Below are 14,633 nucleotides of genomic sequence, written 5' to 3' on the forward strand. Positions count from 1 at the left end.
GTCATCATGCCCAAGGAATTCGAGGTCGCCCGCGAGTACGAGGTCGCCGTCCCGCCGGACCAGGTGTGGGACGCGATCACCAGCGGCAGCGGCGGCTGGCTGTGGCCGATGGAGTACGAGTCCCGCGAGGGCGGGGCCGGACCCTTCGGCAGCGTCATCACCACCTGGGACCCGCCGCACCGGCTCACCGTGCGCACCGAGGACGTCGGGTTCCCGACGCAGAGCCTCAACCAGATCGACCACACCATCGAGGCGCGCGACGACGGCCGGAGTTCCTGGGTCCGGTACGTGCACAGCGGCATCTTCACCGACGACTGGGACAACCAGTACGACGGAGCCGACAAGCACACCGACTTCTACCTGCACACCCTGCGCGAGTACGTGACCCACTTCGCGGGCCGCCCGGTGGCCTTCGCGACCTTCGACGGGCCCGGCGTGTCCGCGACCTCCGACGCCTTCGCGGCCGTCGGAACGGCGCTCGGCCTCCCGGACGGCACCGCCGAGGGCGCGCGGGTGCGGGCGAAGGGACCCGGCGGCGAGGACTTCGACGCCGTGCTCGACTTCCGCAACCCGTACTTCCTCGGGCTGCGTACCGACGGCGCGCTCATCCGCTTCTTCGGGCGGGGCCGCTGGGGCGCGCCGGTCGGCATGAGCGTGCACGACTTCGCGCCCGGCGCCGACGCCAAGGCGAACGAGGCCGCCTGGAAGGGCTGGCTCGACGAGGTCTTCCCGGGCTGAGCCCGGCACGGCCCGGGGCGCCGCTCCCGCAGGCGGGAGCGGTACCCGAGCAGGCGAAGAGCCCGGCCCCCCGGACGACGGGACCGGGCTCTTCGCTCACCGGAACCTCTGCGGACCGGTGACCGGAGCCGCTACGGACCGACGGCCGCGGTGACCGCCGGACCGATGGTCGCGGCCGGCGCCGGACCGATCGCCGCGGTGGCTACGGACGGAACCGCAGCACCTGCGGGTCGTGGTCGCTGATCTGGTCGGAGAACTCCGAGTTGATGTGCACGCTGTCGTACTCCAGGTCGCAGCCCCGGCGGATCGAGGGGCTGACCAGGATCTGGTCGAGAACCTGGGCGTTGCCCTGGTAGTCGTACGTGTAACGCTGGCTCTTGGGCAGCGACTTGATCGCCGACCAGAGCTCGCCGTCACCCTCCAGGATCTGGGCGGTCTCGGAGAACTCGAAGTCGTTCATGTCGCCGAGCGCGATGACGTCGGCGTTCTTCTGCGTCTTCAGGACCTCAGTGACGAAGGCGTTCACCGCGGTCGCCTGGGTGTGCCGCTGGACCTCGGAGCTGCGCGTCGGAGGCTGGTACTGCGAGGTCAGCCCCTGGTCACCGCCCTTGGAGTTGAGGTGGTTGGCGATCACGAACACCGTGTGGCCGCGGAAGACGAACTCGCCCGCGAGCGGCTTGCGGCTGCTCTTCCAGGCCGTGTTCGCCGGGTCGATACGGCCGGGGGACGCGGTGAGCTGCGCCTTGCCGTGCACCTTCGTGACACCGACGGCGGTGGTCGAGTCGCCGCCCGCGCGGTCGGTGAACGAGACCCGCTCGGGGTTGAAGAGGAAGACCTGGCGGATGTTGCCGCCGGGCTCGCCGCCGTCCTGGTCGTTGACCGGGTCGATGGAGCGCCAGTCGTACTTCGGGCCGCCCGCCGCGACGATCGCGTCGATCAGCTTGTTCACCGTCTGGTCGGCGGCGACCGTGCCGTCGTCCGTCGGGCCGTTGTTGTCCTGGATCTCCTCCAGGGACACGATGTCGGGCGAGTTCAGGTTGTTCACGATCGCGGACGCGTGGGCGGCGAACGTGGCGTCGGCCGGGTCCAGGTTCTCGACGTTGTACGTCGCCACCGCCAGCTCGCCGCGCGACTGCTTCCGGGTGGTCTCGCGCTCCAGACCGCCCTTCTGGAGCGTGCCGAGCTGGTTCGCGACGAGGGTGTAGCCGCCGAACTGGTTGTAGTCGAGCGGGCCCGCCGTGACGCCGGTGAGCTTGTCGCCGACGTTCGCGGCCGGGAAGTCGGCCGTCGCGCCGAGGGACTGGATCTGTATCCGTCCGGTGTTCTGCGAGGTGTACGAGCCGTACACCGTGCCGCCGCGGCGCGTCGCGTTCTCGTGCGGCTTCACCGTGACCCACAGCTCGGTGTAGGGGTCGGTGGCGGTGACCACGCGGGTGTCGGCGACCTGGACGTTCATGCCCTCGAGGGACTCGTAGTAGTCCAGGGCGTACTTCGCCGGCTCCAGGGTGAGCGCGTTGACCGAACCGCCCGCGGCGGTGTCGCCGGCGGGGGCGTAGTCGTCCGGCACGGACCGGGCGTCGACGACCGTCGCGGCCGGGACGGGGTTGCCGCTGGAGACGACGGTGACCGTCGGCTTGGTGACCTCGGTGACCGCCTGGTTGCCGGTGGAGACGCCGCCGGGGACGTACTCCGAGACCGTGCCCGTCACCGTGACCGAGTCGCCGACGGCGACCTTCGGGGCGGAGCTGGTGAAGACGAAGACGCCCTCACTCGTGGCGGGGTCGGCGTCGGGGGTGGGGTCCTGGTACCAGAAGCCCTTGGACGAACCGTACGTCCGCACGCCGGTGACGATGCCGGGCACGTCGGTGACCTTCGTGCCCGCGAGGGGGGAGGTCCGGGTCGTGCCCTGGATGTCGTGGATGTGGACGGTGTCCGCCTGGGCCGGTGTGGTGAGTACGACGGCGGAGACGGTGGAACAGACCGCGGCGACGGTCAGCGCGCCGATGCGCGCGGTTCTCTTGCTCGGCAAGGGAATCCCTCCGGGGACGTTCGTGAGCGCCGGGACGAGGGTGGACTGGTGGGGGGAGCGCGACCTGCTTGCGGGCCAGTGACGCGCGTAGAAGCGGTCGGCCGCACGGCCGTTGAACTTCTACGCGCGTCAATCTCGTGTGTAGCGGGGGGAGTTGTCAAGGTTTCGGCGGTGTACGAGACCTGTCGCATACATGAACCGGGCGGCATGGGTGGAAATCCGTCTAGGGTGAGCAGTTGGCACGGATCTCCCGGGCCGCCTCCGGGCTCTCGGGCCCGCCGGTGCCCGACGGGACCCGGCGCCCGCCGTGACCGACCCGGTGCCCGCCGTGACCGACGGGCCCGTCACCGTCCGGCGCGGCTCCGGCCGAAGGGCCCGCTCGACCTGCTCGACCTGCTCGACCTGTACGAAACGCTCGACCCGCTCGGCCCGCCTGACCTGTACGAAACCCTCGGCCCGCTTGACCTGTACGGCCCGCTCGGCCCGTGCGACCCGCTTGACCCGGACGAACCGCTTCGCCCGGTCGAACCGCCAGCCCGCCCGTCCCCGCTCGTCGTGGTTGTCCGGAGGAGAACCCAGCCGATGTCAGACAGCTCTTCCCTGCCGCCGGTGCGGCTGCACGCCGAGGCGCAGCTCGCGCGGGACGCGCTCGCCACACCGCTGCTCTCCCGGGCCGCGCGCCTGGCCCGCTGGGCGGGCCCCGCCACCCGGGTCGGCGCCGGGGGCGAACTCGTGGAGGAACAGCTTCCCGAGGCGGCCGGCGTCCTCGGTCTGGCCGACGACGACGCGGCCGCCGTCGCCGGTGAGGCGTGGCGGGTGGCCGTCGACACCGGGCTCGTCGAGATCGTGGACGAGGAGGAGGGCACCGTCACCGCGGGTGAGGAGCTGGCCCGGCTCACCTCCGGCGCCCCGCAGGACGTGCTCGGCTTCTGGCTCGGCGCCCTGGACGTCGTGCTGGCCGACGCGAGCGTGCCCGACCTCGGTGAACTCGTCGACGCCATGGACGAGGAGGGCGAGATCGACCTCTCCTCGCTGGACTGGGACCCGGAGGCGGAGTCCGAGTTCCTCGACGGGGTGCTCGGCAACCTGTACCTGCTGACCGTCGGCGAGGACGCGCTCGGGGAGGTGTCGGTGCCGCTGCCCGCGCTCGCCGCCTCGATGATCCTGCCCGACGACATGGGCGAGCCCACCAACGACGTCCTGGAGCAGGTCTCGGACGCCATGATGCGGCTCGACGACCAGTTCCGGCTGCTGGAGCCCATCGGGCTCGTCCAGTTCCAGCCGGTGGACGAAGCCCTGATGGCGGAGACCGCCGAGGAGCAGGCACCCGTCGACGACATGGACGTCTCGCGGTACGGGGTGGTGCGACTGACACCGCTCGGCCTGTACGGACTGCGGGCCCGGCTCATCGAGGCGGGCTTCTCCGCCCCCGCGGTGGGCGAGCTGACCGACAAGGGCGCGGACACCCTGCTGGACGGCACGGCCGGCTTCCCCCCGACCGCCGCGCAGGCCGAGATCGAACAGTGGCTCGCCCGGCGCGAACCGCTCTCCGCGGCGCGGGAGTTGCTTTCCGCGGCGCGCGGCGCGGACCCGAACGCCCCGCTGCGCCGCCTGCACTGCCAGCAGGCCCTCGCGCTCGTCGGTACGGAGGCCGAGCCCGCGCTGCGCGAGGTGCTCGACGACGCCGAGCTGGGCGGTCTGGCCCGGGTCTGGCTCTCCGAGCGGGGCGCGCCCGACGTGCCCCCGCCGTCCGAGGCGATGGTCTTCTGGCTGACCATCGACACGGTGGCGGCACAGCTCGCCGCCGAGGGGAACTCCGACGAACTGCAGGCCCTGGTCGAGGGTCTGGCCCAGCAGCACAGCGGCTTCTTCGACACGGCCTGGCGGGTGGAGCACCCTGCCGCACCGGACGTCCTGGAGGCCATGGGGCGGCTGCACCCCGACAAGAAGGTCGCCAAGGAGGCCCGCAAGGCGGCGTTCAAGGCCCGGTCGCAGCAGGGGGCGTGACGCGGGCGGAGAGGTGACGTGGGCACGGGGTGCCGTGCCGCGTAGCGAGTGCCGGGGACCCACCTCGGGTGCTGTGGCGGCGCGCCGCGTAGCGAGTGGCGTGGTCCTCGTGTGCCGTGGTGGCGCGCCGCGTATCGAGTGGCGTGGTCCCGCGCCGGGTGCCACGTCCAGTGTGCCGGGCGCTCCGGTCGTATGCCGGGTGCCGAGTGACGGAGCGCCGCTCTGGGTATCGGGTGGTGGGGTCCCGCGGCCGGTCCCGGATCCGGGACCGGGGCGGGTCGCTGCCCGGAGGGGTCCGTTCCCCTGCGCCGGTCGGGTGGATTCACGTAAGCGGGCCCACGGAAGTCGGCGCGCGTTCAACTCGTGTTCAGGAGAGGACGGGACGGTGTGGCCGCGACCGAGGTCGTCAGCCGCCCCCCATGACAGTCCGAGTCCACCGTCACAGGAGACATCACATGTCGCTCTCTCGCAGGGACTTCGCCAGGCAGTCCGCGATCACCGGTGCAGGCGTGGTCCTGATCGGCAGCGTGGGCGCCCTCGCCACCGCCCCCAACGCGCTCGCCGCCACGGAGACGGAGACCGAGGGCGCGGGTGAGGGTTCGGCGCAGGCCCGCCACGGCGGCGTCGGCTACGGCCCGCTCGTCACCGATCCCCAGGGCCTCCTCTCGCTGCCCGCCGGGTTCTCCTACCGCGTCGTCACCTACAGCGGCCGCACCAAGCTGGACTCCGGTGAGTTCACCCCGTCCAACCACGACGGGACCGCCACCTTCCAGGGCCCGCGCGGCGCCACCCTCCTGGTCAACAACCACGAGCTCAAGGGTCCCCGTTCCGGCTGGACCTACCCCGTTCCGCTCACCGAGGGACTCGTCTACGACCCGGCCGCGGCCGGCGGCTGCACGGTCGTCGAGGTGCGCCACGACAAGGTCGCCGAGTGGGTCGGTGTCGCCGGCACCTCCACCAACTGCGCGGGTGGCAGCACTCCTTGGGGTACCTGGCTGACCTGCGAGGAGACCGAGGACAAGGCCGGCCAGAACGGCATGACCAAGGACCACGGCTACGTGTTCGAGGTCGACCCCGAGGACCGCCGCCGCAACAAGAACCCCAAGCCCGTCAAGGCGCTGGGCCGCTATGCCCACGAGGCCGTCGTCGTCGACCCCAAGCGCGGCCGGCTCTACCTCACCGAGGACGCCTCGGGCCCCAACGGCCTGCTGTACCGCTGGACTCCTCCGCAGGGCTTCGAGCACGGCCACGGACGGCTCGCGACCCTCGCCGACGACGCCGGAGCGCTCCAGGCCTTCAAGTGCTTCGATTCCGGCGGCAAGTTCGTCGACGACCTCTCCCGCGCCACCAGGATCGGCACGGTCTACGGCGTGGACTGGGTCGACGTGCCCGACCGGGACGCGAAGACCGTCTCCGTCCGCAAGCAGTTCACCGACACCCAGGTCACCCGGGCCCGCAAGCTCGAAGGCATGTGGTGGGGTGACGGCGGCGTCTACATCGTCTCCTCCTACGCCCGCGCCGAGAGCCCCGGCCAGGCCCACGACGGAGCCGTCTGGTTCTACGACCCCAAGCGCCGCACCCTGACGCTGAAGGTCCTCATCGGTGTGAACCCCGACCCCTCCGTCGACGGAGCCTTCGACGGGCCGGACAACATCACCGTCTCCCCGTACGGCGGTCTCGTCATCGCCGAGGACGGCGAGGGCGTCCAGCACCTCTTCGGCGCCACCGAGAGCGGCCGCACCTACCCGATCGCCCGCAACGAGCTCAACATCGGCACCGCCGAGGAGCCGTCCTACAGCGAGTTCACCGGCGTGACGTTCTCGCCCGACGGCCGGACCCTCTTCGCCAACATCCAGGACCCGGGCATCATGCTCGCCATCACCGGCCCCTGGAAGCGGCAGAAGCGCGGCTGAACTCCCGCCGCTTTTCCCGGGAATTAAATCGCTCGCCGGGTCCGCGACCGCCCTCCTACAGTGGTGCACGTCCAGGTGCGAAGGCAGGACCTACTTCCACTCATAATGGGGCGGTCGCGGGTTCGAGTCCCGCCATCGGCACAACACGCCGATGTAGCTCAGGGGTTAGAGCACCTACGTCGGTTCCGCCGGCCTCGATCTCTGGACACCACAACTTCATGCACCTCCCGGTGCGCGGGCCGCGGCTACTTCTCTCTCAAAGAATCCACGCCGCGGCCGACTTGATCTCGGGAGGCGCAGCTCATGGTGGGTGCCCGGTGCGCAGGCAGCGGATACTTCGGGAACTGGTGGGGTCACGACCTCGTGCGGGTTCGAATCCCGTCATCGACCTCGGGTCGGTGTGGCGGAACGGAAGACGCGCCAGTTTATAAGCAACCGTCGCCGATTCCTGATCTCGGACACCCTCCATTTGCTGTGCCTCCCTGCGAAATGCTCATGAATTCGGGGGAATTCACCATGGCACGCTTCAACAACAGGACGGCGAAGGCACAGCCCACTTCCCGTGTGACGTCCACCGGCCGAGTGCTGCGGACGCACCAGGGCGGCCTCGGCCGCGAGCGCGACGCGCGCTCCGAGCTCTTTCTGCTCGCGATCGCCAACTTCGTCTCGCAGCAGACCTTTTACGAGACCGGCGAGGCCCGCGACGACCGGTTCGCCGCGCTCGTGCGCGAACTCGCCGTCTCCGACCCGTCCTGGACCGCCGGCCTGCTGAGCTGGCTGCGCGGCGAGGGAAACCTCCGTACCGCCTCGCTCGTCGGCGCCGCCGAGTACGTGAAGGCGCGCCTGGACGCCGGCGCCACCGACGGCCCGGCCAACCGGCAGGTCGTCGCCTCCGTACTGCGCCGTCCGGACGAGCCGGGCGAACTGCTCGCCTACTGGACCTCCCGGTACGGCCGCAACGTGCCCAAGCCCGTCAAGCGCGGCATCGCCGACGCCGTACGACGCCTCTACAACGGCAAGTCGCTGCTGAAGTACGACACCGCGTCCAAGGGGTACCGCTTCGGCGACATCCTCAACCTCGTGCACGCGGCGCCGGACCCGGACAAGCCCTGGCAGGGCGACCTGTTCCAGTACGCGCTGGACCGGCGCCACAACCCGGACACGGCCGTCGTCCCCAAGTCGCTGCCCGTGCTCGTCGCCCACCGTGACCTGATGGCGCTGCGGCCGGCCAAGCGGCGCAAGGTCGTCACCGGTGGGCAGGGCGCCCAGCGCCTCGCGGACGCGGGCATGACCTGGGAGGCGCTGGCCGGCTGGCTCCAGGGGCCGATGGACAAGGCGGCCTGGGAGGCCGTCATCCCGTCCATGGGTGCCATGGCGCTCGTCCGCAACCTGCGCAACTTCGACGAGGCCGGAGTCGGCGACGAGGTGGCGGCACAGGTCGCCGCGAAGATCAGTGACCCGGCGGAGGTCGCGCGTTCGCGGCAGTTCCCGTTCCGCTACCTCGCGGCCTACCGGCACGCGCCGTCGCTGCGCTGGTCGTACCCGCTGGAGCAGGCGCTCGGCCACTCGCTGGCCAACGTGCCCGCTCTGCCCGGCCGGACCCTGGTCCTCGTGGACCGTTCGGGCTCGATGTTCTACTCGCGGCTGTCGGAGCGTTCCGAGCTCAACCGGGCCGACGCGGCGGCGATCTTCGGCACGGCGCTCGCCCTGCGGGCGGCGGACGCGGATCTCGTCGAGTTCGGCACCACCAGCAAGCGGGTGGACTTCCGCGCGGGCGAGTCCGTGCTCAAGGTCCTCGGACGGTTCGGCGACCTCGGCGGCACCAACACGACCGAGGCGGTCCGCGCGCACTACAGGAAGCACGACCGGGTCCTCATCGTCACCGACGAGCAGGCCACGTACAGCCATTACGGCGACCCGACCGAGCAGGTCCCGGCGCATGTCCCGGTCTACACGTGGAACCTCGCCGGCTACCGCGCGGGCCACGGCCCCTCGGGCAAGGGAAACCGCCACACGTTCGGCGGACTCTCGGACGCGGCCTTCCGGATGGTCCCGCTGCTCGAATCGGCGCGGGACGCGGACTGGCCGTGGGCCCAGGCGGGCTGAGGCATTCGGCTCCGGCCGGCCGAGGCGGAGGCCTCCGGCTCCGCAACAGGGGCGCGGCCCGTACTTCGGTACGGGCCGCGCCCTTGCCTGTGCGCGTGTTCCGGGCGGGGTTTCGCGGGCCTCGGGGTCAGAGGGATTCCGCCGCCGGCTTCACCATGCCCCGGACCGTGCGGGACTTGACGAAGCTGCCCAGGGCCGTCATCTCCCACTCGCCGGAGAACTGCTTGATCAGCTTGGCCATCATGACGCCCGTCTGGGCCTCGGCGTTGGTGAGGTCGAAGCGGACGAGTTCCTCGCCGCTGGCGGCGTCGATGAGGCGGCAGTAGGCCTTGGCCACCTCGGTGAACTTCTGGCCGGAGAACGAGTTGACCGTGAAGACCAGGCCGGTGACCTCCTGGGGGAGACGGCCGAGGTCGACGGTGATCACCTCGTCGTCCCCGCCGCCCTCGCCCGTGAGGTTGTCGCCGGAGTGCTTGATCGCGCCGTTCACGATGGAGAGCTTGCCGAAGTAGCAGCTGTCGATGTGGTTGCGCTGCGGGCCGTACGCGATGACCGAGGCGTCCAGGTCGATGTCCTTGCCGCGGAAGGCGGGCTCCCAGCCGAGGCCCATCTGGACCTTGGAGAGCAGCGGGGCGCCGCCCTTGACCAGGGAAACCGTCTGGTTCTTCTGGAGGCTGACCCGGCCCTTGTCGAGGTTGATCTTGCCGGTGGCCGCGGGCGGGGCCGGCGGCATGGGCGGGACCGGGGGAGCGGCCGGGGGCTGCTGGGCGGCCAGGCGGGGGTCCGCGGCCGGGGGCTGGGCCGCGGGCGCGGGCTGGGCGGCCGGGGCGGGCTCCTCGACGCTCACGCCGAAGTCGGTGGCGATGCCCGCCAGGCCGTTCGCGTAGCCCTGGCCGACCGCGCGGGCCTTCCAGGCGCCGTTGCGGAGGTAGATCTCGACGATCACCAGAGCCGTCTCCGTGCCCAGCCGGGGCGGGGTGAAGGCGGCCAGAATCGTGTTGTCGTCCGCGTTGCGGATCGTCGCGGTGGGTTCGATGCCCTGGAACGACTGGCCCGCCGCGTCGGGGCTCGCCGTGACGACGATCTTCTCGATGCCCGGGGGCACCGCGGCCGTGTCGACCGTGATCGCGTCGGGCGCGGTGCCGCCGCCCGAGCGGTAGGTGACACCGGGGCCGTTGGGCTGGTTGTAGAAGATGAAGTCGTCGTCGGAGCGCACCTTGCCGTCGGCGGTGAGCAGCAGGCTCGACACGTCGAGCCGCACCGGGGCGGTGACGTCCACCGTCAAGCGGGAGACGGGGAGAGGGATGTTCGAGCCGGGCGTCATAGCTGTCATGACTGGGGTAACGAGCGGGGGCGCTTTACCGTTCCCTTACCCAAGGGTGAAGGGGGGACAGGGGAGGGGGAGGGGCCAGGAGAGGGACGAGGGGGAGCGGGAAGAGGGCGGAAGGGGAGGCGGGAAGCGACGGGGAAGGGGGGCGAAAAGAGCGGGAAGGGGGCGAAAAGAGTGGTGGGAAGAGGGTGGCTCGGGTTCGAGGGCGGGGCCGGGCGGTGTCCCGGACCCGGCCCCGGGCGCCTGATGCTCAGGGCACGACGACGATCTTGCGGCCCACGCCCGACGCGAACCGGTCCAGTGCCTGCGGGTAGCTCGACAGGGGGAGACGATCGCTGATGAGGACCGACGGGTCGAGGACACCCGCGGCGAACAGTTCCGCCGCGCGTTCGAAGCTGTGCAGCACGGCCATCGAACCGGTGATGGTGATCTCCTGGTTGTAGATGCGGTACGGGTCCACGGTGACCCGGGTCGCGTAGTCGGCCACGCCGAACTGGAGGAACGTGCCGGCCTTCGCCACCCGGTCCAGGCCGTCCTGGATCGCCGCCGCGTTCCCGGTCGCGTCGACGACCACGTCCCAGCCCTGGGGGCGGTCCAGCTCGTCGGCGTTCGCCGCGGCCGCGGAGACCCCGAGCAGCCGGGCGGTGGCCAGCCGCTCGGGGTTCACGTCGACCACGTCCACGCTCGCCGCGCCGGTGCGCTTGGCGAGCTCCAGCATCATCAGGCCCATCGTCCCGGAGCCGTAGACCAGGATGTGGGCGCCGAGCCGGGACCGCAGGACGTCGTAGCCGCGGACGGCGCAGGAGAGCGGTTCGATCAGCGCCGCGTCCTGGGTGGCGACGTGTTCGGGGAGTTTCACGCAGTTGGCCACGGGCGCGGTCGCGTACTGGGCGGCACCGCCCGCGGTGGTCACGCCGATCGCGGCCCATCGTTCGCAGAGGTTGCTGTGGCCCGTACGGCAGTAGCGGCATTCGTGGCAGTACAACGACGGATCGACGGCCACCCGGTCGCCGACGGCCAGTTCGGTCACTCCGGTGCCGACGCCGACCACCGTGCCGGCGAACTCGTGGCCCGGCACGATCGGCAGCTTCGGAGCGAACTCGCCCTGCAGGATGTGCAGATCGGTGCCGCACAGACCGCAGGCGGCGACCTCGACCACGACCTCGCGGGCGTCCGGCGTCGGGTCGGGGACCTCGGTCACGACGGCACGGCCCACGGACTCGATGACTGCGGCCTTCATTTCACGGCTCCGAGCGACAGGCCCTGGACCAGCTTGTCCTGGGCGGCGAACCCCGCGGCGAGCACCGGCAGGGAGACGACGAGCGACGCGGCGCACACCTTCGCCAGGAACAGGCCCTGGCTGGTGATGAATCCGGTCAGGAAGACGGGGGCGGTCCCGGCGACCACGCCCGTGAGCACCCGGGCGAACAGCAGCTCGTTCCAGCTGAAGATGAAGCAGATCAGGGCGGTCGCCGCGATGCCGGGGAGGGCGATGGGGGCCACGACCCGGCCGAGGACGGTCGGCAGCCGGGCGCCGTCGAGCTGGGCCGCCTCGATCACCGCGACGGGGACCTCGGCGAGGAACGACTGCATCATCCACACCGCGATCGGCAGGTTCATCGAGGTGTAGAGGACGACCAGCAGCCAGATGTTGTCGAGCGTGCCGGTGTTCTTGGCGAAGAGATAGACCGGGAGGAGGCCCGCCACGACCGGCAGCATCTTCGTCGACAGGAAGAAGAACAGGACGTCCGTCCACTTCCTCACCGGGCGGATCGACAGGGCGTACGCCGCCGGCAGGGCGAGCAGCAGGACGAGGAGCGTCGAGGCCACCGACGCGACCGTGGAGTTGACGAGCGCGGGCCAGGGGCTCGCGCCGCCGCCCGTGCCGAAGAACTCCCGGTAGCCGTCGAGGGTCAGGGCAGCGCCGAAGGCCGGCGGGTTCTTCGCCGCGTCCGGCTCGGAGTGGAAGGACGTCAGCACCATCCAGGCGATGGGAAGGAAGAAGACGATGCCGAGCGCCCAGGCGGCCAGGCCCGGTCCGGCGCCCCTGGTGCGGCGGGAGCGGAATCGTGTCGCGGTGGCGCTCATCAGCGGGACCCCTCCTGGCGGAACAGGGACGACACCACGCGCAGGGCGAAGGTCGCGATGACGATGGAGCCGATGACCACCAGAACGCCCGCGGCGGAGGCGAGCCCGTTCTCGTGGGCCTGGTAGAAGCTCTGGTACACGGTGTAGGGCAGGTTGGCGGTGCCGAGGCCGCCGGAGGTGATCGTGAAGACCGCGTCGAAGTTCTGCACGATGTAGATCGAGCCCAGCAGCGCCCCCAGTTCGAGATAGCGGCGCAGGTGGGGCAGGGTGAGATGGCGGAACACCTGCCAGTCGTTCGCGCCGTCCACGCGCGCGGCCTCGATCTGCTGGTGGTCGCGGCTCTGCAGGCCGGCGAGCAGGATCAGCATCATGAACGGCGTCCACTGCCAGACCAGGGACGCCTCGACCGCGAGCAGCGGGGTGTCCGAGATCCAGTCGGGCGCGGGCCCGCCGACGTAGTGCAACAGGCCGTTCAGCAGCCCGTATTCGGGGTTGTAGAGCACGTGCTTCCACAGCAGGGCCGCGGCGACCGGGACCACCAGGAACGGTGCGATCAGCAGGGTGCGGACGATGCCGCGGCCCCGGAACCTCCGGTCCAGGAGCAGGGCCAGGACCAGGCCGAGGACCAGACTGACGAGGACCACGGTGACGGTCAGCAGGATCGTCGTCCAGACGGAGTGCCGCAGGCTCGCGTCTGTCAGCACCTCGGTGTAGTTGCCGAAGCCGGTGAAGCGGCGGGCCTTCGGGTAGAGGGCGTTCCAGTCGAAGAACGAGATCACCAGCGTGGCCACGAAGGGCAGTTGGGTCACCGCGATCATGAAGATCAGGGCCGGGAGCAGGGGGCCGCGGGTGGCCCAGGCGCGCAGCCGGGCCGACTGCCGTCCTTGGGTGCGTACGGGGGGAGCGGCCACACGGGCCGTTGTCGTGGCGGTCATCGGCCCTCGTACTCCTTGGAGATCTTCTCGGCGAGTTCCTGGGACGTGTTCAGGGCCGCGTCGACGGACTGGCGTCCGGCGATGGCCGCGCTGATCTCCTGCGAGACCTTGGTGCCGAGGTCGGTGAACTCGGGGATGCCGACGAACTGGATGCCGGGCGCGGGGCGCGGCTGGACGCCGGGGTCGCGCGGCCGGGCACCCTCGATGGCCCGGCGGGTCATGTCCTGGAAGGCCGCGGCCTCTTTGACGTAGGCGGCGTTCGTGTACGTCGAAGCGCGTTTGCCCGCCGGGACGTTGGACCAGCCGGTGGTGTCCCCGACCAGTTGCTCGTAGCCCTTGCCGGAGGCCCAGGAGATGAACTTCCAGGCCCTGTCCGGGTTGTGCGAGGCCTTCTGGAGCCCCCAGGCCCACGTGTAGAGCCAGCCGGAGGACGCGGTCCTCTCGACGGGGGCCGGGACGTAGCCGAGCTTCCCCCGGACCGGGGAGTCCTTGGCCTCCAGCAGGCCCGCGGCGGAGGTGGCGTCGTACCACATGGCCGTCTTGCCCTGAGTCATGTTGTTGAGGCACTCGGCGAAGCCGGACTGGGCGGCGCCGGACTCGCCGTGCTCGCGGACGAGGTTCACGTAGAACCTGGTGGCCTTCTTGAACTCGGGGGAGTCCAGCCGGGCCTTCCAGTCCTTGTCGAACCAGGTGCCGCCGAAGGTGTTGACCACGGTGGTGAGCGGGGCCATGACCTCGCCCCAGCCGGGCAGACCGCGCAGGCAGATGCCCTTCATGCCGGGCTCGGCGCCGTCCGCCTTCGCCGCGAGGCCGGCGACCTGCTGCCAGGTGGGACGCGCGGGCATCTTCAGGCCCTTCGCGGCGAACACGTCCTTGCGGTACATCAGGAAGGAGGACTCGCCGTAGAACGGCTGCCCGTAGAGCTTTCCGTCGGCGGCGGTCAGCGACTGCCGCATGGGCTTGAGGATGTCCTGTTCGTCGTATCCGCCGTCCTGGCGCACGTACGAGTCCATCTCGTGCAGCCAGCCGTTGCGGGCGTAGATCGGTATCTCGTAGTTGGAGAGGGTGGCGACGTCGTACTGGCCCGCCTGGTTGGCGAAGTCCTGGCTGATCTTGTCGCGGACGTCGTTCTCCGGCAGGACGGTGAAGTTCACCTTGATGCCGGTCTCCCGGGTGAAGTGGGCCTTGGTGAGCTTCTGCAGCTCGACCATCTGCGGGTTGTTGACCATCAGGACGTTGATGGAGTTCCCGCCGGAGCCCGACCCGCCCGCTCCGGTCCAGCAGCCGGAGAGGAGCGGGGAGAGCAGCGTCCCTGCGGCGGCCGCGGCGAGCAGCGCGCGCGGCCTCCGTCGGCTCGGGGTTCGCATGGATCACTCCTGAGAATCGGGATGAGAGTGGGGATGGGGATACGGATGGGGAGGGGGACGAGGGTGCGGGTGAGGACAGGAGGAACAGGCAGGAATAGGGAGATAAAGGGCGGGGTGAGG

10 protein-coding genes and 1 tRNA gene are annotated in these 14,633 nt (G+C 70.8%); 5 read left to right on the forward strand and 6 right to left on the reverse strand.

Annotation, left to right across the window (positions count from 1 at the left end; genetic code table 11):
• Positions 1-6 precede the first annotated feature (6 nt).
• Complete coding sequence (locus ACFYYF_RS34075) at positions 7-738, forward strand: SRPBCC domain-containing protein (RefSeq protein WP_361691270.1); 732 nt, start codon at positions 7-9, stop codon at positions 736-738.
• A gap of 202 nt (positions 739-940) precedes the next feature.
• Here the strand turns inward: ACFYYF_RS34075 and ACFYYF_RS34080 are convergent, their stop codons facing one another.
• Complete coding sequence (locus ACFYYF_RS34080; RefSeq protein WP_388781566.1) at positions 941-2,767, reverse strand: endonuclease/exonuclease/phosphatase family protein; 1,827 nt, start codon at positions 2,765-2,767, stop codon at positions 941-943.
• A gap of 582 nt (positions 2,768-3,349) precedes the next feature.
• On the opposite strand from ACFYYF_RS34080, the gene ACFYYF_RS34085 reads away from it, so the two are divergent.
• The 4 genes from ACFYYF_RS34085 (at position 3,350) to ACFYYF_RS34100 (ending at position 8,793) form a co-directional block, all read left to right on the forward strand.
• On the forward strand, positions 3,350-4,774 hold the full coding sequence (locus ACFYYF_RS34085) for a hypothetical protein (RefSeq protein ID WP_388781568.1): 1,425 nt from the start codon (positions 3,350-3,352) through the stop codon (positions 4,772-4,774).
• A 455-nt stretch (positions 4,775-5,229) separates the two neighbouring features.
• A complete protein-coding gene (locus ACFYYF_RS34090) occupies positions 5,230-6,687 on the forward strand; it encodes an alkaline phosphatase PhoX (RefSeq protein ID WP_388781571.1) in 1,458 nt (485 codons plus the stop codon).
• A 68-nt stretch (positions 6,688-6,755) separates the two neighbouring features.
• Positions 6,756-6,825: transfer RNA gene (locus tag ACFYYF_RS34095), tRNA-Met, on the forward strand.
• Positions 6,826-7,203: 378 nt separating this feature from the next.
• Positions 7,204-8,793, forward strand: coding sequence for a TROVE domain-containing protein (locus tag ACFYYF_RS34100; protein ID WP_388781574.1), 1,590 nt, complete (start codon positions 7,204-7,206; stop codon positions 8,791-8,793).
• A 127-nt stretch (positions 8,794-8,920) separates the two neighbouring features.
• On the opposite strand, the gene ACFYYF_RS34105 is transcribed toward ACFYYF_RS34100, so the two are convergent.
• The 5 genes from ACFYYF_RS34105 to ACFYYF_RS34125 all read right to left on the reverse strand — a co-directional run bounded on the left by ACFYYF_RS34105 (position 8,921) and on the right by ACFYYF_RS34125 (position 14,513).
• Positions 8,921-10,117, reverse strand: coding sequence for a TerD family protein (locus ACFYYF_RS34105; protein WP_361691315.1), 1,197 nt, complete (start codon positions 10,115-10,117; stop codon positions 8,921-8,923).
• A gap of 256 nt (positions 10,118-10,373) precedes the next feature.
• Positions 10,374-11,363: a zinc-dependent alcohol dehydrogenase family protein gene (locus ACFYYF_RS34110; protein WP_388781576.1), complete on the reverse strand. Its 990-nt coding sequence runs from the start codon at positions 11,361-11,363 to the stop codon at positions 10,374-10,376.
• Complete coding sequence (locus tag ACFYYF_RS34115; protein WP_388781579.1) at positions 11,360-12,211, reverse strand: carbohydrate ABC transporter permease; 852 nt, start codon at positions 12,209-12,211, stop codon at positions 11,360-11,362. The genes ACFYYF_RS34110 and ACFYYF_RS34115 overlap by 4 nt, the downstream gene beginning before the upstream one ends.
• Positions 12,211-13,146 (reverse strand): carbohydrate ABC transporter permease, encoded by a 936-nt coding sequence (locus ACFYYF_RS34120; RefSeq protein WP_388781582.1) that lies wholly within the window; start codon positions 13,144-13,146, stop codon positions 12,211-12,213. The genes ACFYYF_RS34115 and ACFYYF_RS34120 overlap by 1 nt, the downstream gene beginning before the upstream one ends.
• Complete coding sequence (locus ACFYYF_RS34125; RefSeq protein ID WP_388781585.1) at positions 13,143-14,513, reverse strand: ABC transporter substrate-binding protein; 1,371 nt, start codon at positions 14,511-14,513, stop codon at positions 13,143-13,145. The genes ACFYYF_RS34120 and ACFYYF_RS34125 overlap by 4 nt, the downstream gene beginning before the upstream one ends.
• Positions 14,514-14,633 lie beyond the last annotated feature (120 nt).

The organism is Streptomyces sp. NPDC001914, from assembly GCF_042891215.1.
Lineage (GTDB): Bacteria > Actinomycetota > Actinomycetes > Streptomycetales > Streptomycetaceae > Streptomyces.

What these genes read in the sequence shown, in the direction of transcription:
- ACFYYF_RS34090 (WP_388781571.1), top strand. Translation starts at nt 5,230, where the DNA reads ATGTCGCTCTCTCGCAGGGACTTCGCCAGGCAGTCCGCGATCACCGGT.
- ACFYYF_RS34085 (WP_388781568.1), top strand. Translation starts at nt 3,350, where the DNA reads ATGTCAGACAGCTCTTCCCTGCCGCCGGTGCGGCTGCACGCCGAGGCG.
- ACFYYF_RS34115 (WP_388781579.1), bottom strand. Translation starts at nt 12,211, where the DNA reads ATGAGCGCCACCGCGACACGATTCCGCTCCCGCCGCACCAGGGGCGCC.
- ACFYYF_RS34110 (WP_388781576.1), bottom strand. Translation starts at nt 11,363, where the DNA reads ATGAAGGCCGCAGTCATCGAGTCCGTGGGCCGTGCCGTCGTGACCGAG.
- ACFYYF_RS34100 (WP_388781574.1), top strand. Translation starts at nt 7,204, where the DNA reads ATGGCACGCTTCAACAACAGGACGGCGAAGGCACAGCCCACTTCCCGT.
- ACFYYF_RS34125 (WP_388781585.1), bottom strand. Translation starts at nt 14,513, where the DNA reads ATGCGAACCCCGAGCCGACGGAGGCCGCGCGCGCTGCTCGCCGCGGCC.
- ACFYYF_RS34105 (WP_361691315.1), bottom strand. Translation starts at nt 10,117, where the DNA reads ATGACGCCCGGCTCGAACATCCCTCTCCCCGTCTCCCGCTTGACGGTG.
- ACFYYF_RS34120 (WP_388781582.1), bottom strand. Translation starts at nt 13,146, where the DNA reads ATGACCGCCACGACAACGGCCCGTGTGGCCGCTCCCCCCGTACGCACC.
- ACFYYF_RS34075 (WP_361691270.1), top strand. Translation starts at nt 7, where the DNA reads ATGCCCAAGGAATTCGAGGTCGCCCGCGAGTACGAGGTCGCCGTCCCG.